This is a genomic window from Duganella sp. Root336D2 (assembly GCF_001425005.1).
GTDB lineage: Bacteria > Pseudomonadota > Gammaproteobacteria > Burkholderiales > Burkholderiaceae_D > Rugamonas.
On sequence record NZ_LMDB01000012.1, the window covers coordinates 21,575 to 40,070 of the forward strand.

The window sequence follows — 18,496 nt, forward strand, 5'->3', positions numbered from 1 at the left end:
GGCGATGCCAGGTCCCAACACGCTGCGCGTGTCAGGAGCTGGCACCGGGGTTATCGGGCGATGCCAGGTCCCACCACGCTGCGCGTGTCAGGAGCTGGCACCGTAGGTTATCTAGATTTCTCCCGGTCGAAGACGGGCTCGCGTTTCGTAAAGGCGCAGGTTGGCCAGTTTGCCGGCGTAGATGGCGCTGTCGCCGCGCGTGGTGCTATTCATCAGGGCCAGCGCCATATGCTTGTCGGCTTCCTTCAGGTTGCCCAGTTCGAACGACGCCTTGGCCAGCCAGAAGTGGAACTCGTGATAATACGGTGCGCGCTGCACTTCGCGCACGAACATTGAGCGCGCTTTCTGGTAGTCGCCTGCCGCCATTGCTTTCTGGCCGATGTGGAAGAAGTAGAACGGCGGGTAGGGTTCCAGGCGTTCCAGTTCGGCTTTGTACCTGGCCGATTCTTCCTTCTTGCCCAGTGCATTGGTGACTTCGGACAGGTTGAACAGGATGACCGTATTGAGCGGCTCATGCTGGTGGGCGAAACGTAGCGTGCTTTCGGCCATCTTGATGTCGCCATGGCGCTGGTAGACGGTGGACAGGGTGTTGTACCCCATCAGGAAATTGGGCTCGTATTCGATGGCGGCGCGGGCCCACCAGTAAGCATCATCCAGCTTGCCCTGTACCAGCGTCTCGGCGGCGCGGTTGTTCATGTACATGGCCACCACGGTGCGCTGCGAAATGATCTCGGTCGGCATCAACTCGGCATCCGGCGGCGGCAGGAAGTCGATGACGATCGAGCGCATGGTATCGTAGGTGCGCTCCGATACGGGATTGGGCTTGCTCAACACCAGGTTGACGTGGCCGCTGCTGAAGTACAGCGAACCGGCACGGCTCCAGGTGTCTTCACTGGTGATGCGCTGGAATTGCACCTCCAGTCCCAGTTCCTGGGCAAAGGCGGCAGTCATGATCACCAGCGACATGCAGTTGCCGGCGCGGGCGGCAAAGGCCTCGGCGGCGGTGCGCGTTGTCTCGGAATCGTATTCCAGGCGAAGCTGGTCGCGCTGGTACAGCGCTTCATACAGCGCCTGGTGCTTCGACTTTCCGGCTAGCGATGAACGGAGCTTGCCCGCATAGGACTTCATTTCCGGCGACAGTTCGAAGACCTGTTCCGGCGTGATCAGGTCGGCCGGTTTGCGGAAGGCCGCATCGGTAAAGAGTGCCCTTTCAGGCGCTGTAACTGCCGGCGGACCGCTTGCGCAGCCGGCCAGCAATGCAGCGAACATCAATGTTGACAGTAGTTTCATGGTGGCGTCTCCTCACCTCTATGAAACTAGTATGTGCGCGTCTCAGGGGGCTGTCAATTCAACGCTGATGTCGTCGATTCCAAGGGTCGCCAGGGCGTCGCGCAGGTCGTCGATCTCCGCTTCCACGTCGTCGCCGACATCGAGGCGGCGATCGGCGTGCGCCAGCTCGCCGGTGGCGCCGATCAGTTGCACGCCAAGGGCGGCATCTTCATCGGTTTCCACCAGGGTAATGACGGCGCGGGCAGGTCCATGGCTGCCCAGGGCTGCGCCGAATTCGGCCATCATGGCCAGCATCCAGTGTTCGGCCTTGCCTTGCTGCAGGGCGCCGTAGAACAGGTCCTGGTACAGGAAGTTCAGGCGCAGCTCGCCGGCGCGGCCGGTACCGGCCAGGCAGCGCTGCACCTGCGGGGTGGCGGAAACGGTCCAGTCCTGGTAACGCTGCATGCGCGCTTCGAACCAGGCATCCTGCTTCTTGCCGGCGGCAGGCACGGTGTAGAACGGGTCGTCGGCGCGTTTCAGGGCGAAACCGAGCAGGAAGCGCAGTTCGACTGCCTCGTCCTCGGCGCCGAACGCCGATGGCTGCCAGCCGGCGATGCTGCGCAGCAGGGCGGGGGCGTCGGCCACTTTCTTGTCCATCAAGGCGGCTGCCGCTTCATGCACCATGGCGTTCAGCTGGCTGGCGCTGATGCGCTCCATTTCGGCCAGGTCATAGGCATGCTGCACCAGTACGACCTTGGCTTTCGGGCCTTCCAGGCCGGCGCTGGTAAAGCTGTCGAGCAGGGCAGCGTAGGCTGCTTCGTCCTGGAACCCTTCCGCTTCGCGCAAGCCGCCCTGGCTATGCACGAAGACGGGGATGGCGAAAGCGTTGATTTCCATTTCCGGGCCGTCGCCCTTGCGCAGCACCACGGTGCCGGCATCTTCTTCGATGGCGTCCTTCAGCGTGCGGTAGGCATCGGCGTCTTCACCGCGGGCCAGTTCGATGGCGCCATACAGGACGGCGTCCTTGCCCTGGCGCAGGTAGCGCCGCACGGCGTGGCGCAGGTCGTCTTCCTGTGCCAGCGCGAGGCTGAACAGTTCCTGGCTCAGGATTTCATCTTTGTCGGCGGGAGGATTATTCGGCTTGCGTGGTGCTGGGCGCTTGTTCTTTGTCTTTTGCATGCGGCTCAGTGTTCAATGTGGAAGGTTTCGTGTAGTTCGTCCAGCAGGTCGGCGGATTCGTCCTCGTTCATGCCGAGGTGGCGGCAGGCGGCCTCGCCGCCTTTTTCCCATTCCAGCGAAGCGCTGTTGCCGTGGTAGCGCTGGATGGCGCGTTCGGCCAGCACCGCACCGGCGACCAGGGCGCGGATCGCGTCGTCGGTGGCGTCGTCGCCCAGCACTTCGTAATCGTGATGGTGCAGGATGGCCCAGGATACGTCCGGCGACAGGCCCCAGTTGCGCGCCAGCAGGCAGCCGATGGCGGCGTGGTTGGTGGTGTGGCGCGCATCTTCGATCTCGGTGAACTTGCGGGTGGCGGCGCCGTTGCAGATGTCCAGCGTCTGGCCGTAATCGTCAAAGCGCGCCATCAGGATCGGGATGCCGATGTCGCAGAACAGGCCGAACGTGTGGGCGATATCGGGCGGCGCCAGGCGCAGCTTGCGCGCAATGAAGACCAGGGCCTGGGCGCGGCAGGACGACACTTCCCAGAACTGGTTCAGGGCCGGGTTGTTGGCGCCGACTGCGTCGCGCGCCAGGATGCCGGTCAACATGGCGGCGCACTGGTTAATGCCGAGGAAATTAATGGCCTGCTCAACCGACTTGGCTTTGCGTGCCGCGCCGTAAAACGGCGAGTTGGCGAGTTTCAGCAGGGCGCCCGACATGCCCACGTCGTTGCCGATGATGCGCGCGATGGCGCGCGGCGACGGATCTGGTTGCGCCAGTTCGCGCTGCAGGTCGACCAGCAGGCTGGGACGCGGCGGGATGCGGATGGAGCGCAACAGCGCGTCTTCTGCGGTCGTATTGTGGGCCGGGAGCCGGGTTGCTGCTGTTGTCATTTTGCTTCGAGGGTTATGCTGCTGGACGGGCAACGCCATTATCGCCTGTTTTTGCCTGCAACCCGGGGCACGAATGGGTTTTTTTCATCAGCATTGCTCCGTGAAACCCCGTCCTTCAAGGCGGGGAGTGAAAGGAGCCGACTGCGAAGCAGTCGTTCCCCTTGAGATTAGTGAAATACTGTATGAAATTACAGTATGATTCTCGTCTTTCGTTATCGTGTGAAATCGCTGAACGGGCTCCTCAATCAATGGGGCCGTTCGGTGAATTTCGTCTGGAACTACTGCAATGACCGGCAGAAGGATGCCCTGCGGTTCTGGCGCCCTTGGCTGACGGGTTTTGACTGAACAATCTGACGAAGGGCAGCAGCAAAGAACTTGGACTGCATTCCGGCAACATCAATGCTGTTTGCGAACAGTACGCCAAATCCCGAGGGCAACACCGTCGACCTTATTTGCGTTACCGTGGGCGTAGAACTCTGGGCTGGGTACCCTTGAAGGGGCGCGACCTGCACCGGGAAGGCGATGCGTTTCGCTTTGCGGGACATACCTTCCGTGTGTTCAACTCGCGGCCTCTGCCGGAGGGCAAGATCAAGGATGGCACCTGTTTTTCGCAAGACAGCCGGGGCAACTGGTTCCTCAATATTGTGATCGAAGTTTCCGAACCGCCGGTTCGTCCGCTCGATCAGGGAGTTGGTATTGATCTGGGTTTGAAAGACTTGGCCGTGCTGTCTGATACCAAGAGGATTCCTGCGCCTGGTTTCTACCGCAAGGCCGAAGCGGCGCTCGCGGTGGCGCAGCGTGCGCATAAACGGCGCAGGATCAAGGCCATCCATGCCTATACGGCACGCTGCCGGATCGATTTTCTACATAAAGAATCGTTGAAGATCGCACGTGCCTTCGACCATATCGCTGTCGGTCATGTCAATGCCGCCGGACTCGCCCAGACCAGCCTGGCGAAGTCCGTGCTTGATGCAGGCTGGTCGTCCTTCCGGAGAATGCTGGCGTACAAGGCCGTTAGGCATGGCGCGCGGTATGTGGAAGTCGACGAACGTTTTACTACCAAGACCTGCTCGAATTGTGGAACCCCAATCCAGATTCGAGCGCCAAGGCGGGGACCGAGAGGAATCGCAGGCCTTGGAATAAGAGCGTGGGCATGCAGTGATTGCGGTGAAGTACATGATCGTGATCTCAACGCTGCGAAAAACATTCTCCGTCGCGGGCGTGCGACGCTGGTTGCAGGAATCCCCGTCCTTTAGGGCGCGGAGGACGTCAAGCCTAAATGGCAGGATTGCTATAATCGATAGCATGTCTCCCCACATTTTGGCCGGTATCGATTTCAGTGCTCCTGCACAGCAAGTGGGGCGCCGCCTGATCGGCGTGACAGTGCTCGTCAATGGCGTGGGCGGCCGTATTGTCGAGGTGGAGGCGTATGACCGCGAAGATCCGGCTTCGCACGCCTTTGCCGGCAGGACGGCGCGCAATTTCGCCATGTTCGGCCCGCCGGCCCATGCCTATGTCTACCTGTCGCATGGCATCCACTGGTGCATGAACTTTGTCTGCCAGGAGGAGGGGCATGGGGCCGGGGTGCTGATCCGGGCCATTGAGCCGCTGGAAGGCATCGCGCAGATGCAGGCGCGGCGCGGCCTGGAGGATGTGCGGCTGCTGTGCTCGGGGCCGGGGCGGCTGGCGCAGGCCATGGGCGTGACGCGCGAGCTGAATGCCATGCCGCTCGGCGCAGCGCCGTTCGAACTGCTGCCGCGCAAGGGGCGGGTGCAGGTCGTGGCCGGGCCGCGTATCGGGATTTCAAAGGCGGTGGACGTTCCGTGGCGCTTCGGCCTGGCCGGCTCGCCGTTTGTCAGCCGCCCATTCCGCTAAGCCCTGCCGCGCGCGCATCGGGCTGTTAGCGGTGCGCCGGTCGCCTTTCGGCGCTGTCTCACCATGATCTTCGGCGGCCAGTTTCGTACCCGCTTGCGGTGACGCTTCATCACCGAGCTCAAACACGGCAACCGCCTGCGCCAGCCCGGCGGCCTGCTCCTGCAAGCTCGCTGCCGCCGCTGCTGCCTGTTCGACCAACGCGGCATTCTGCTGGGTGACATCATCAATCTGCCCCACTGCCTGGTTGACCTCAGTAATCCCGCGTGCCTGCTCCGCACTGGCATCGCTGATGCGCTGGATGATGCTGCCAACTTGCCGTACCGAGGCCACGATATCGCCCATGCTGCCGCCAGCCTCGCCAACCGACTCCGCGCCGCGGTCGATCGTCGCCACCGATGCATTGATCAGCGCCTTGATTTCATGCGCCGCAGTCCCACTGCGCTGTGCCAGCGTCCGCACTTCAGCCGCAACGACAGCAAACCCGCGCCCCTGTTCGCCGGCCCGCGCCGCTTCCACTGCGGCATTCAAAGCCAGGATATTGGTCTGGAACGCGATCCCGTCAATTACCCCGATGATTTCGACGATCTTGCGGGACGAGGCGCGAATCGCTTCCATGGTCTGCACCGCATCGGACACCGCTGCGCCGCCGCGCGCCGCGAGCTCGTTGGCGTTGGCGGCTACCTGGCAAGCCTCGCGCGCATGTTCCGCATTGCTGCGCACTGCCGCCGCCAGGCTGTCGACCGCGCTGGCGGTTTCCTCCAGCGAGCTTGCCTGCAATTCGGTGCGTGCCGACAGATCCATATTCCCGGTCGCGATCTCGCGCGCGGCAAGGTCGATCTGCTGCACCGCGCCGCGAATCGCGCGGATGGTGCCGTTCAACTGGGCTACGCTGCCGTCCAGCGCGCGCGCCGTATCGCCGATCTCGTCGCGTCCCTTTGCCGGAGGCCTTGGCGCCAACTGTCCCGATGCCAGGCTGCGCACGCCGTCGCCGATGGACTGGATATCCCGCAGCAGCGCGCGCCTCACCAGCATCGACACTGCCAGCGACAAGGCTACCGATAGCGCCAGCAAGCCCGCCATCGTCATCCCCAGCAAGCGGAACTCCTGCCGCGCCCCTGCGTAGGCCGCCTCGCTCAGCGACTTCTCCAGGGCAGCCAGTTGCGACAACTGCATATCCAGGGCCGCGAACTGGCGCTCCGCCTTCGCCATGGCGTTGGTCGCAATCGACTGGTCCACTTGCGCCAGCTCGATGGTCTCCTGCACCGCCTTGCGGTAGCTTGCCAGCGCTTCTTGCGAAACAGCCAGCAAAGCGCGCTCGTCGGCCGCCGCCGCGCGCGCAAGGTGCTGCAGCCGCGTGCCGACTGCGCCATGCCGGTTGCGGATTTGCGCCGTCAGCGCATCGAGCCGCGCCTGCGCAAAGCTGCCGTTGATCCAGGCCAGGAGCTGGTAAATATTGGCGTGCGCCATGCGCGCCTCGCCCGCCACATCCGCCACCGCCTGCAGCCGCGCCGCCCGCAACTGCACCAGGTTTTCCATTGATGCGTTCTGCCGCACCATGCCGAACCAGGCGCATGCCGCTGTCGCCAGCAGCAGCGCCAGTACCACGCCCGGCGCCAGCAGCAGCTTGGGTCCAATCCGCAGTCGGTTCAGCATGGCCGTCTCCTACTTTTTGTAGATGCCTGCTTCCAGCACCGCATCGCCGACGCGCTGGATATAGGTGGTCTTCGGCTCGATCTTGCCGGTGGTGGGATTCTTGTACATGTAGTCGACCCAGCCCTTGCCCTTTTTTGCGGCCAGCTCGATGATCTCGCGCCGGTATTTCTTGCCGCTGGCATCCGGCACGTCGGTCAGGTCCTTGCCGACGATGGTGGGATTGACCGGATGCGCCAGCACGATGCCCGACTGCAGGTCGCGGATATCGACGTACAAAGCGCCCTGGATGAATTCGGGATCCTTGGCGGAGATCTTCTCGATGAATTTGTCCTTGCCATGCTGCTTGATGAAGCTAGCGCCTTTTTCCACCATGGCGATGGCGTCCTTCTCGGTCGGTTCGCTGGCGTCGGCCGCCGCCACGGAGAGGAAGAGCAGTGATGCGGTCAGGATGCGTTTCATGCCGGGCTCCTTGGGTGGGATGGAAGCCCAACTGTACGTCTGCGCACCTGGTCGGGAGTTGCGCAAACGCAAGCTCGTAGGATTTTTCCGGCTGGGTATTGAGCTACGGCAATAGGCCGTTTCTTAAGCGGACCATCATGAAGTCCTAGCCCACCCACCCAGGAGTACGTCATGACCGCCGATGCCCTGCCCAAGTTCAAGCCATACACCCGCCAAACCATCCGCCAGGCGCCGCAGTGGGAGTTGCTGACGCCCGAGCAGCAGGAGGCAGTGCAGGTCATCTCGCATGTGCTGCCGTTCCGCACCAACCAGTATGTGCTGGAGCAGCTGATCGACTGGGACAATATCCCGGACGATCCGATCTACCGCCTGGTATTCCCGCACCGCGACATGCTGCCCGCGCACGAGTACTGGCAGCTGCGCGACCTGGTGCTGGTGAAGCAGGATGACGCGGCCGCGCAACAGTTGGTGCGGCAGATCCGCCTGCGCATGAATCCCCATCCGGCGGGGCAGATGACGCACAACGTGCCGCGTGTGAACGATGCCCCGTTGCGCGGCTTGCAGCACAAATACAAGGAAACAGTGCTGTTCTTCCCCAGCGCCGGCCAGACCTGCCACGCTTACTGCACCTTCTGCTTCCGCTGGCCGCAGTTCGTCGGCATGGACGATATGAAGTTCGATGCGCGCGAAACCACGCAGCTGGTGGAATACCTGAAGACGCACAAGGATGTGACGGACGTGCTGATCACGGGCGGCGACCCGATGATCATGAATACGCGCTCGATGGAGGAGATCATCACGCCGCTGCTTGGGCCGGGACTGGAGCATATCCAGAATATCCGCGTCGGCACCAAGTCCGTATCGTACTGGCCGCAGCGCTATGTCAGCGACCGCGATGCCGACGATTTGCTGCGCCTGTTCGAGCGTGTCGTTGCGTCGGGCAAGAACATGGCGATCATGGGGCATTACAGCCATGCGGTGGAGTTGAGGCAGGAAGTGGCGCAGCAGGCCGTCAAGCGGATCGTCGGCACCGGCGCCACCCTGCGCATGCAAGGGCCCTTGATCAGGCATATCAACGAGGACCCGGCCAGCTGGGCCGAACTGTGGCGCACCGGGGTGAGGCTGGGGGCGATCCCCTACTACATGTTCGTGGAACGCGATACCGGGCCGCGCGAGTATTTCCAGTTGCCGCTGGCGCGTGCGCACGAAGTGTTCCAGCAGGCTTACCAGATGGTCTCCGGCCTGGCGCGCACCGTGCGTGGGCCCTCCATGAGCGCCTTCCCCGGCAAGGTGGTGATTGACGGCGTGGCGCAGGTCGGCGGCGAAAAGGTGTTCGCGCTGCAGTTCCTTCAGGCGCGCAACGCGGATTGGGTACGCAAGCCGTTCTACGCCAAGTACGACCCGACCGCGACCTGGTTCGACCAGCTTCGTCCGGCATTCGGCCGCGATAAATTCTTCTTTGAGGAGGGCGGGCAGGGACCCGGGCATGTGCCGGGTGCGGCGACCGTGCCGGTACTGCCGCGCCGCGTGATTCCGCTGGTCGCCTAGGAGCATGCGATGCGCTCGCCCGCCGCCGCTCCCGATACTCCTGCAGCAGCGGTGGCGCCAGTGCGCTGGTGGCGCGGGCGCGAGCGTATGCCGGGCACCCTGTCAGGTCCCGCCACGCTGTTCCTGGTGTTCATTCCCTTCGCGCTGGGGCACTACGTCTCATGGCTGCTGCGCAGTGTGAACGCCATGCTGGCGCCGCAGCTCGTGGCGCAGGCGAACCTGACGTCCGCGCAGCTCGGCATGCTGACCAGCACCTATTTCCTCGCCTTCGCATTTGCCCAGATCCCGATCGGCATTGCCCTGGACCGGTATGGGCCGCGCCGCGTGCAATTCGTGCTGCTGCTGGTTGCCGCAGTCGGCACGCTTGCCTTTGCAGGCGGCCGGGACTTCGCGGGCCTGGCGATTGCCCGCGCGCTGATGGGGTTCGGGCTCGGGGCGTGCTTCATGTCCGCCATCAAGGCCCTCACCACCTGGCTGCCCGCGCACAAAGTTCCGTCGGTACAGGGCTACCTGATCGCTGCCGGCGGGCTTGGCGCCGCAACCGCCACCTTGCCGGTGCGCCTGGCCTTGCAGCATATGAGCTGGCAATGGCTGATGATCGGATTGGCCGGCGCCTGTATTCTCGTCGCGCTGCTGATCCTCCTTCTTGCGCCGACGCCGCCAGCCGCGCCGCCGCGTCCATTCACCCGCAACGCGCTGGTGGAGATATTCGGCCACCCGGTGTTTCGCGAGACGGCAATGCTGGTACTGCTGCCGCACACTGTATTCTTCGGCGTGCAGGGGCTGTGGATCGCCCGTTGGCTGGCCGACGTGCCGCGCTACGGTGAACAAGCGATCGCCTGGCTGCTTTACCTCGGCATGGCGGCCGTGATCTTCGGCTCGATCGCGGTCGGTCAGTTGACCGAGTTCGCGACGAAGCGGGGCTGGCGCACGCTGGATGTGGCGGCGGCCGGCGTGCTGTTGTTCTTGCTGCTGCAATGCGTTTTTGTATCCGGATGGCGGCCAGCGCAACAGGTGCTGCCGGTGCTGTTCATGCTGGTGGGCTGCGTCACCGGCATGGAATATTCAATTGTTTCGCAGGCCATGCCGCCAGCATTGACGGGCCGCGCTTCGACTTGCCTGAACTTGCTGATCTTCGTTGGCGCCTTCGTGGTGCAGGCCGGCTTCGGCCAGGTGATCGGCCTGTGGCAGCCATCGCCCCTCGGGCATTACCCCATCGCCGCCTATCAATACGCCTTCGCTTTGCTGGTGCTGATCCAGTTGCCGGGCCTGTGCCGCTACCTGCTCCGGCGCTTCCGGTAAAATGTCGCCTTCAACAAGAAGGAAGATAGTATGAAACTGGTTCGTTACGGCCGTATAGGCAAAGAAAAACCTGGCCTGATCGATGAATTCGGCAAACTGCGCGACCTGTCCGGCGAAATCAGCGACTTCGCTGGCGCCAACCTGTCCGACAAGGTGCTGCGCAAGCTGGCCAAGATCGATCCCGAAACGCTGCCGGTAGTGCGCGGCAACCCGCGGTTCGGCGTACCGGTTGCCAAGGTGGGAAAATTTATCGGTGTAGGCCTGAACTACGCCGACCACGCGAAGGAAGCCGGCCTGCCGATTCCGAGTGAACCGATTATTTTCATGAAGGCGATCACCTGCCTGTCCGGCGCGGACGATCCGATCATGCTGCCCAAAGGCTCGAAGAAGACCGATTGGGAAGTGGAGCTGGGCGTGGTGATCGGCACCCGCGCGCGCAACGTCAGCGAGGAAGACGCGGAAAAGCATATCGCCGGCTACTGCGTGGTGAATGATGTGTCGGAACGCGAATTCCAGCTGGAGAACGGCGGCACCTGGGACAAGGGCAAGGGTTGCGATACTTTCGGCCCGGTTGGCCCGTGGCTGGTGACACGCGACGAAGTGTGGGACCTGGACAAGCTGGACCTCTACCTTGAGGTGAATGACAAGCGCATGCAGACCGGCTGCACCGAGACCATGATTTTCAAGGTACCGCAGCTGATTGCATATATCTCGCGCTTCATGACGCTGGAGCCGGGCGATATCATCGCCACCGGCACGCCGCCCGGTGTGGGGCTGGCGCGCAAACGGTTCCTGAAGAAGGGGGATTTTGTGCGGCTGGGTATTGCCGGCCTGGGCGAGCAGCAGCAGGACGTGATCGGCTACCAGGAGTTCTAATCCAGGCCCGCGGCCGCCGCACGTCACTGTCAGGCCGGCCGCACCCGCAGCAACGCCCGCTCCAAGCCATCACTCAAGCGCCCCACAATCTGTTGCAGGTCCGCCTCCGTCGCAATAAACGGAGGCGCCAGCAGCACATGATCTCCGCGCCTGCCATCGATGGTCCCACCCATCGGATACACCATCAAGCCGCACTCCATGCAGGCATCCTTCACCGCCGCATGGAGCCGCAAGTCCGGGTCAAACGGCCGCTTGGCCTCCCTGTCCTGCACCAGCTCCAACGCCAGCAGCATCCCGCGCCCCCGGATATCCCCCACATTCGGATGCATCGAAAATGCATCGCGCAGCATGCGCTTGAACGAAGCACCGCGCACGGTCACCGCCCCCAGCAGCGAATCGCGCCGGATCACCTTCTGCACCGCCAGCGCCGCCGCCGCCGCCACCGGATGCCCGACATAAGTATGCCCATGCTGGAACACCCCGCTGCCTGAGCGCAGCCGCTGCACGATATGGTCGCGTGCAAGCACCGCGCCGATCGGCTGGTAGCCCGCACCCAGTCCCTTGCCCAGCGCAACGATATCGGGCACCACGCCTTCCTGCTCGATCGCATACAGCGTCCCGGTACGCCCCATGCCGCACATCACCTCATCGGCGATCATCAAAATGCCATACTTGTCGCACAGCGAACGCACGCCCTTGAAATAGCCCGGCGTCGGCGGTACCGCGCCGCTGGTGGCGCCCACCACCGTCTCGGCGCAGAAGCCGATCACATGCTGCGGCCCCAGGTCGAGGATCCTGGCCTCCAGTTCCTGCAACAGGTTGGCCGTGTATTCGTGGACATCCTGCCCGGCGCGCCGCTCGCGGTATTCGAAGCAGGGCGACACGCGCGCCACGTCCATCAGCAGAGGCTCGAAATGGCGCCGGCGATACTCGTTGCCGCCCAGGGCCAGCGCGCCTAGCGTGTTGCCGTGATAACTCTGGCGCCGCGCGATGAAAACGCGCCGCTCTGTTTCGCCATGCTCGACGAAATACTGGCGCGCCAGTTTCAGCGCGGCCTCGATGGCTTCCGACCCGCCCGATACCAGGTAGGCATAATTCAAATCGCCCGGCGCATCCTGTGCCAGCCGCTCACCCAACTCTTCGGCCGCCTCGGTAGTAAAAAAGGAGGTATGCGCGTAAGCCGCCACCTTGAGCTGCGACTGCATCGCCGCCAGCACATCCGGATGGCTATGCCCCAGCGAGGACACCGCAGCGCCGCCGCTGGCATCGATATAGGTTTTGCCATCGCTGTCGCGCACTTGCATGCCGAAAGCGGCGGCGGCGACGGGTGGGGTGCGGCGCAGGTCACGGTGGATCAGGTGGGTCATGGCAGCTCCTTGCTTGGTTGGTCGTGCAAGGACATTAGCGCGCGTGCGGCGGCGGCGTTTTGATTTTTCTCCTGTCCTGTGCGACCATTTGCCGCTATGAGCGAACGACTAGGACCTATTTCCCCTTCCGATATGACAGCCGAGCAGCGCGCCGCCGCACAGGCAGTCATCGATGGACCGCGCGGCGCGTTGTACGGCCCTTTCGTGCCTTTGCTGCACAGCCCTGAACTGATGGCCTGTACCCAGCGGCTGGGCGAATACCTGCGCTACCGCAGTGCGATCGGAACGCGGCTGACCGAACTGGCCATCCTGGTCACGTCGCGGCAGTGGAACCAGCAAGTTGAATGGGCAATCCATGCGCCCATCGCGGCGCAGGAAGGAATCCCGCAGCCTGTCATCGACGCCATCGCAGCCCGCCAGGCGCCGCGGGATCTGAAGCCGGACGAGCAGGCCGTCTACGATTTCTGCCACGAACTGCACACCACAAAACAAGTGAGCGACGCCACCTGGGCGGCGGCCATGCTGCAATTCGGCGAAAAGGGCGTGACCGACCTGATGGGCATCAACGGCTATTACACTTTGCTGGCCATGGTCATGAATGGCGCTCGCTCGGCAGTACCGCCCACAACCGCAACTCCCCTCACTGAATAACGTTTGTGTGCGCGGGCTAACGGAAGCCCGGCGCGCGACGCGGCACCATCGATAGCGCTGCTTTTTCCGGGGAGCGAACGATGCCTGACCGCAGAAGTTTCCTGCAATCCGCGCTGGCTGTTGTCGGCGCCACCCAAGTGCCAAACGCTGACAGCGCCCTTGCGCCCGCTGCACCGGCGGCTCCCGCCGCACCAGCGCGGCCCGTACACCTGAACATCAATGGCCGCGATTACAGCCTGTCGCTGGAACCGCGCGTAACGCTGCTCGATGCCCTGCGCGAGCATATCGGCCTGGCCGGAACCAAGAAGGGCTGCGACCGCGGCCAGTGCGGCGCCTGCACCGTGCTGGTGGATGGACGCCGCATCAACGCTTGCCTGACATTGGCGATCATGCACGAGGGCCAGCGCGTCACCACTATCGAAGGGCTGGCCCAGGGCGACACGCTGTCGCCGCTGCAGCAAGCCTTCCTCGAGCACGACGCTTTCCAGTGCGGCTACTGTACGCCGGGGCAGATTTGCTCGGCGACGGCGCTGCTGGAGGAGGTGCGTGCCGACGGCGCCGGCTTCACCGACGACGAAATCCGCGAGCGCATGAGCGGCAATATCTGCCGCTGCGGCGCCTATCCCAATATCGTCGCCGCCATCCGCGAAGTGGCGCTGCGGCGCAGCTAAGCGAGCGCGCCATGCAATCCATCTATTACGAACGTGCCAGCGATGCGGCCGATGCCTTGCGCCTTGCGCAACAGGGCGGCGCGCGCTTCATCGGCGGCGGCACCAACCTGCTGGACTTGATGAAAGGCGACGTCGAGCATCCGTTGCGGCTGGTCGACATCACTCACGCGGGCCTTGACCGGATCGAAGAATTGCCCGGCGGCGGCCTGCGTATCGGCGCTGGCGTGCGCAACGCCGATGCCGCGCGACATGGGCTGGTACGCGAGCGCTATCCCTTGCTGGCGCAAGCCATGCTGTCAGGCGCCTCGGCGCAGTTGCGCAATATGGCGACCATGGGCGGCAACCTGATGCAGCGCACGCGCTGTCCTTATTTCACCGATACGGCCTTCAGTCATTGCAACAAACGCCAGCCCGGCTCCGGCTGCGATGCGCGCGAGGGAATCCAGCGCATGCATGCGATCCTCGGCGCCAGCCCGGCCTGTGTGGCTGTCAATCCCTCCGACATGAGCGTTGCGCTGGCGGCGCTGGACGCTGTGGTGCTGTTGCGCGGCCCGCAAGGAAATCGCGAAGTTGCGCTGGGCGACTTCCATCGGCTGCCGGGCGATACGCCGCAGCGCGACACGGTGTTGCAGCCCGGTGAACTGATCATCGCCATTGACCTGCCGCCATCGCGCATGGCGCGTCACAGCCATTACCTCAAGCTGCGCGATCGCGCCAGCTATGCCTTTGCTCTGGTGTCGGTGGCGGCAGCACTGGAGATGGATGGCGGCACCGTGCGCGAAGCGCGCCTTGCGCTGGGCGGCGTGGCGCACAAGCCATGGCGCCGCCCGGAGGCCGAGGCTCTACTGAAAGGCCGGCCGCTCGATGACGCGCAATGCCGCGCCGCCGCCCAGCAGCTTTTGGAAGGTGCGCAGCCGTTGGAAGGAAACCGCTTCAAAGTCGATCTCGCGCAGCGCGCAATCATGCGTGCCCTGCGCATAGCCGGGGAGGGCGCATGAAACAGGTTGGACAAGCAATTCCCCGCACCGACGGCCGCCTGAAAGTCACCGGTGCCGCCACGTTCGCCGCCGAGCATCCCTTGCCGCGTATGGCGCACGCCGTGCTGGTGCTCAGTACGATCGCCAAGGGACGTATCAGCGTGATCGATACGGTGCGCGCCGGCAGCATGCGCGGTGTGTTGGCAGTCATGACGCACAGGAACGCCCCGCGACTGCCGCGCGAGAAGCCGGGTGGCGAGGAGCAGAAGCCGCCGCCGCCGAAACTGAACCTGCTGCAGGATGACGAAATCAAATACAACGGCCAGCCGATTGCGGTCGTGGTAGCCGAAACACTGGAGCAAGCGCAGGACGCGGCGCGCGCACTCAAGGTGCGTTATGCACCGCAGCCGGCGCTCCTGGATATCCAGGCTGCGAAAGGAAAGCTGCGCAAGCCGAAGGAGCAACCAGACCGCCCCATGCAGACGCAGCGCGGCAATGTGCAGGCGAACCTGTCGCAAGCAGCCCAGCGCATCGACGTTTTGTACACCACGCCAGTCGAGAACCATAACCCGATGGAGCCGCATGCCACCATCGCTGCCTGGGACGGCGACCGCCTCACGCTGTACGACGCCACGCAGTATGTCACCGGCGTGAAAAAGAACTGCGCCCGTGCGCTCGGCATCCCGCCGGAAAAGGTGAGGGTGGTGTCGCCCTATGTCGGCGGCGGCTTTGGCTGCAAGGGCAATATGTGGTCGCACGTGGTGCTGGCCGCCATGGCTGCGCGCATGGCAGGTCGCCCGGTCAAGCTGGCGCTCGAGCGGCCGCAGATGTTTGCACCGGTCGGCGCGCGGCCGATGACGGAGCAGCGCTTCCGCCTTGGCGCCAGCGCCGATGGCCGGCTGCTGGCGGTGGCGCATGACACCATTTCGCATACTTCCGTGCAGGACGATTTCACCGAGCCATGCAGTTCGCCGACCCGCATCTTGTACGCCAGCGACAGCCTGCAGACCACGCAGCAACTGGCCACGCTGAACGTCGGCGTTCCGACCTATATGCGCGCACCGGGAGAGGCAACGGGCAGCTTTGCCCTCGAATGCGCCATCGATGAAATGGCATATGCACTCGACATGGACCCGGTTGCCCTGCGGCTGCGCAACTACGCCGAGCAGGATCCTGAGAAGAACATCCCCTTTTCGGCCAAGCAGCTGCGCGAGTGCTACAAGGTGGCGGCGGAACGCTTCGGCTGGGCCAGGCGCACTTCAACGCCGCGCTCGATGAAGGCCGGCCGCACGCTGGTTGGCTGGGGCATGGCCACCGCCACCTACCCGGCCAACCGCATGCCGGCGAAAGCCTGGGCCAGCATCGCGCCCGACGGCACGGCGCAGGTGCGCTGCGGCTCGCAGGATATCGGCACCGGTACCTACACCATCATGACCCAGGTGGCGGCGGACGCGCTCGGCCTGCCGCTGGAGAAAGTACACTTTGAGCTGGGTGATACGGAGATGCCCGAAGCGCCCGTATCGGGCGGTTCGATGACCGCTGCCAGCGTGGGGCCGGCTGTCCACCGCGCCTGTACAGCTGCACGCGAAAAACTGGTGGCGATGGCGGTGGCCGACCAGGCTTCGCCCCTGCACGGCTTCAATGCTGCGGAAGTGGAAGCGGCAGGTGGCTGGCTGCGCCTGCGAGCCACGCCGGAACGCGGCGAGCCGGTAGCGGCAGTCATTGCGCGTAATGGCGGGCAGGCCATAACCGGCGACGCCGAAGCCAAGCCGGGCGAGGAGAAGAAGCAGTACTCCATGCACTCCTTCGGCGCGGTCTTCGTGGAGGTCAATGTGGACCCAGACCTTGGCACGGTGCGGGTGCCGCGCATCGTGGCCTGCTATGACGTGGGCACGGTACTGAATGCGAAAACCGCGCGCAGCCAGTTCATCGGCGGCATTGTATGGGGGCTGGGCATGGCCCTGATGGAAAAGACCGAAATGGATTGGCGCTATGGCCGAGCCACCAACGCCAACCTGGCCGACTACCACGTGCCGGTGAACGCGGACATTGGCGACATCGACGTGGTGGCGTTGCCTGGCAATGACACCCATTTCAACGAACTGGGTGCGCGCGGCATCGGTGAAATCGGCATCGTTGGCGTGGCCGCTGCCGTAGCGAATGCGGTCTACCACGCCACCGGCAAGCGCCTGCGCGACCTGCCGCTTACCCTCGACAAGCTAGTTTGAGACTTTGTTGTAGGCGACCTTGCAGCTCGGGCATTGCCAGGCTGGCGCGTAATCGTCGGCTTTGCGTGTGTACCGGCACTTGGGACATGTCGACACGCGCGGCAGGTCTTCGAGCCGCGTGTTCGGTGCCGGTTTCGCGTTGGCATTCGCTCGTTGTGATGTTCGTTGCGAAGCGTTCCTGTAATCGTCCATCGCCCAGCGCCTGGCGAACCAGCGCAGCGTGTGGGGGAGCAGGGCCATGGCGCATAGCAGTGCAGCTTTCCAGCCCGAGCCCTCGCCTTTATCCAGCAAGGTGAGCAGCGTGATAAAGCTGATGACGTATGCCCAGGTCCGCAGCACCTGGCCGATGTCGATCGGGTAATCCATGATCACCTGGTAACTTGTGCCGGACGAGAAGAATCCGTTTTCTTCGCCCGCATACCTGACGCGCATGCTGGCTGTGGGGATGATTGGCAGGTAAGCGAAAATGACCCATTTGGTCGTGATGAACGATCCATCCGGTTCGAAACCCGCTTGACCGTAGAAAGTAGTGCCGATGCCGTTGATCGATGTTGCCATAATGAAGATTGTGTAGCTAAAAAGATAATCAGTGATTATCACATGTGAAGTCAGGTCTTAAAATGTAATTGAGCAAGAAAACGGGAAATGATGCGGAAATCGCCACAATCATGCGATCTGAGCGGCCCGCCAAGCTCCATCGAACGGTCGTTCCGTAAAATAATTTGCACACTAACGATTAGTGCGCTATATTTCAGTCCATGCGCTGAGCGCGCTAATCATTAATACACTAAACATAAGGAGCTTTGCCATGAAATCGTCCATCAAATCCGCCCTGATCGCTGCTTCCCTGGTTGCCGGCGCCGCCCTGGTTCCTGCCCACGCTGCCGAAGACACCACTGTCGTGCTGGTGCATGGCGCCTTCGCCGACGGTTCCGCCTGGAACAAGGTGATCCCGATCCTGCAGAAGCAAGGTGTGAAAGTGGTGTCGGTGCAGAACCCGCTGACTTCCCTGGCGGACGACGTAGCCTTTGCCCAGCGCGTGATCGATGCGCAAAGCGGCAAGGTGGTGCTGGTGGGGCACTCCTGGGGCGGTGCCGTGATCACCCAGGCTGGCGCCAGCGACAAGGTGAAATCGCTGGTCTACGTCGCGGCTTTCGCGCCGTCGGAAGGCGAAGTGGTTGGTGAACTGGGTAAGGACTTCCCGCTGCCACCGGGAATCGCGACCCTGAAGCCTGACAGCAACGGTTTTATCTACTTGTCCGCAGAATCGATGGCGGTCAACTTTGCGCAAGACCTGACGCCTGCCGAACACCGTCTGATGACCGTCACCCAGGGCCCGATCAAGGCCAGCGCCTTTGGCGACAAGGTCGACGTGGCGGCGTGGAAGACCAAACCAAGCTACTACATCGTCGCCTCCAAGGACCGCATGATCGATCCAGGCCTGCAGAAATCCTTCGCTGCGAAGATCAATGCGACCACCACCACGCTGCCCACCAGCCACGTGCCGATGGCATCGCAACCGGAAGCTGTGGCCAAGGTGATCCTGGCTGCGGTCAAACGCTAATCCAC

At 63.4% G+C, this 18,496-nt stretch carries 16 protein-coding genes and 1 pseudogene; 10 read left to right on the top strand and 7 right to left on the bottom strand.

Annotation, left to right across the window (positions count from 1 at the left end):
• Nucleotides 1-111 precede the first annotated feature (111 nt).
• Genes ASD07_RS10175 through ASD07_RS10185 form a run of 3 tightly spaced genes read right to left on the bottom strand, consistent with a single transcriptional unit; the run spans nucleotide 112 to nucleotide 3,320 of the window.
• Nucleotides 112-1,290, bottom strand: coding sequence for a tetratricopeptide repeat protein (locus ASD07_RS10175; protein ID WP_055928954.1), 1,179 nt, complete (start codon nucleotides 1,288-1,290; stop codon nucleotides 112-114).
• A 42-nt stretch (nucleotides 1,291-1,332) separates the two neighbouring features.
• Nucleotides 1,333-2,448, bottom strand: coding sequence for a hypothetical protein (locus ASD07_RS10180; protein ID WP_055928957.1), 1,116 nt, complete (start codon nucleotides 2,446-2,448; stop codon nucleotides 1,333-1,335).
• Nucleotides 2,449-2,453: 5 nt separating this feature from the next.
• Nucleotides 2,454-3,320: an HDOD domain-containing protein gene (locus ASD07_RS10185; RefSeq protein WP_055928960.1), complete on the bottom strand. Its 867-nt coding sequence runs from the start codon at nucleotides 3,318-3,320 to the stop codon at nucleotides 2,454-2,456.
• A 195-nt stretch (nucleotides 3,321-3,515) separates the two neighbouring features.
• Here ASD07_RS10185 and ASD07_RS30075 point away from each other — a divergent pair.
• A pseudogene (locus ASD07_RS30075) lies at nucleotides 3,516-4,576 on the top strand (RNA-guided endonuclease InsQ/TnpB family protein).
• 49 nt (nucleotides 4,577-4,625) lie between these two features.
• Nucleotides 4,626-5,195: a DNA-3-methyladenine glycosylase gene (locus tag ASD07_RS10200; RefSeq protein ID WP_055928969.1), complete on the top strand. Its 570-nt coding sequence runs from the start codon at nucleotides 4,626-4,628 to the stop codon at nucleotides 5,193-5,195.
• Here ASD07_RS10200 and ASD07_RS10205 read toward each other — a convergent pair.
• Together ASD07_RS10205 and ASD07_RS10210 are read right to left on the bottom strand one after the other, a co-directional pair.
• The gene (locus ASD07_RS10205) at nucleotides 5,124-6,848 is read right to left on the bottom strand and encodes a methyl-accepting chemotaxis protein (protein ID WP_055928972.1); all 1,725 of its coding nucleotides are present in this window, start codon (nucleotides 6,846-6,848) and stop codon (nucleotides 5,124-5,126) included. The two genes, ASD07_RS10200 and ASD07_RS10205, sit on opposite strands and share 72 nt — an antisense overlap.
• 9 nt (nucleotides 6,849-6,857) lie before the next feature.
• A complete protein-coding gene (locus ASD07_RS10210; protein WP_055928975.1) occupies nucleotides 6,858-7,307 on the bottom strand; it encodes a cache domain-containing protein in 450 nt (149 codons plus the stop codon).
• A gap of 171 nt (nucleotides 7,308-7,478) precedes the next feature.
• Between ASD07_RS10210 and ASD07_RS10215 the strand changes: the two genes are divergently transcribed.
• From ASD07_RS10215 to ASD07_RS10225, 3 genes are read left to right on the top strand one after another with little or no spacing between them, the layout of a single operon-like run.
• Nucleotides 7,479-8,855, top strand: coding sequence for a KamA family radical SAM protein (locus ASD07_RS10215; RefSeq protein ID WP_055928979.1), 1,377 nt, complete (start codon nucleotides 7,479-7,481; stop codon nucleotides 8,853-8,855).
• A gap of 9 nt (nucleotides 8,856-8,864) precedes the next feature.
• On the top strand, nucleotides 8,865-10,157 hold the full coding sequence (locus tag ASD07_RS10220; protein WP_229207114.1) for an MFS transporter: 1,293 nt from the start codon (nucleotides 8,865-8,867) through the stop codon (nucleotides 10,155-10,157).
• 30 nt (nucleotides 10,158-10,187) lie between these two features.
• A complete protein-coding gene (locus ASD07_RS10225) occupies nucleotides 10,188-11,033 on the top strand; it encodes a fumarylacetoacetate hydrolase family protein (RefSeq protein WP_055928982.1) in 846 nt (281 codons plus the stop codon).
• 29 nt (nucleotides 11,034-11,062) lie between these two features.
• On the opposite strand, the gene ASD07_RS10230 is transcribed toward ASD07_RS10225, so the two are convergent.
• Nucleotides 11,063-12,400, bottom strand: a complete 1,338-nt coding sequence (locus ASD07_RS10230) for an aspartate aminotransferase family protein (RefSeq protein ID WP_055928985.1) — start codon at nucleotides 12,398-12,400, stop codon at nucleotides 11,063-11,065.
• Between the two features lie 96 nt (nucleotides 12,401-12,496).
• Here ASD07_RS10230 and ASD07_RS10235 point away from each other — a divergent pair, with 96 nt between their 5' ends.
• The 4 genes from ASD07_RS10235 to ASD07_RS10250 are packed head-to-tail and all read left to right on the top strand — an operon-like array spanning nucleotide 12,497 to nucleotide 16,927.
• Complete coding sequence (locus ASD07_RS10235; protein ID WP_055928988.1) at nucleotides 12,497-13,051, top strand: carboxymuconolactone decarboxylase family protein; 555 nt, start codon at nucleotides 12,497-12,499, stop codon at nucleotides 13,049-13,051.
• Between the two features lie 47 nt (nucleotides 13,052-13,098).
• Nucleotides 13,099-13,722: a 2Fe-2S iron-sulfur cluster-binding protein gene (locus ASD07_RS10240; RefSeq protein ID WP_229207146.1), complete on the top strand. Its 624-nt coding sequence runs from the start codon at nucleotides 13,099-13,101 to the stop codon at nucleotides 13,720-13,722.
• A gap of 11 nt (nucleotides 13,723-13,733) precedes the next feature.
• Nucleotides 13,734-14,720, top strand: coding sequence for a xanthine dehydrogenase family protein subunit M (locus ASD07_RS10245; RefSeq protein ID WP_055928995.1), 987 nt, complete (start codon nucleotides 13,734-13,736; stop codon nucleotides 14,718-14,720).
• Nucleotides 14,717-16,927 carry a xanthine dehydrogenase family protein molybdopterin-binding subunit gene (locus ASD07_RS10250; protein ID WP_055928998.1) on the top strand — a complete coding sequence of 737 codons (2,211 nt, stop codon included), beginning with the start codon at nucleotides 14,717-14,719 and terminating at the stop codon, nucleotides 16,925-16,927. Before ASD07_RS10245 ends, ASD07_RS10250 begins: the two co-directional genes overlap by 4 nt.
• On the opposite strand, the gene ASD07_RS31390 is transcribed toward ASD07_RS10250, so the two are convergent.
• Entirely contained in the window at nucleotides 16,919-17,485 is a 567-nt protein-coding gene (locus ASD07_RS31390) for a hypothetical protein (protein ID WP_055929001.1), read from the bottom strand. The genes ASD07_RS10250 and ASD07_RS31390 overlap by 9 nt on opposite strands.
• A gap of 250 nt (nucleotides 17,486-17,735) precedes the next feature.
• Between ASD07_RS31390 and ASD07_RS10260 the strand changes: the two genes are divergently transcribed.
• Nucleotides 17,736-18,491, top strand: coding sequence for an alpha/beta fold hydrolase (locus ASD07_RS10260; protein WP_200953785.1), 756 nt, complete (start codon nucleotides 17,736-17,738; stop codon nucleotides 18,489-18,491).
• Nucleotides 18,492-18,496: the final 5 nt, after the last annotated feature.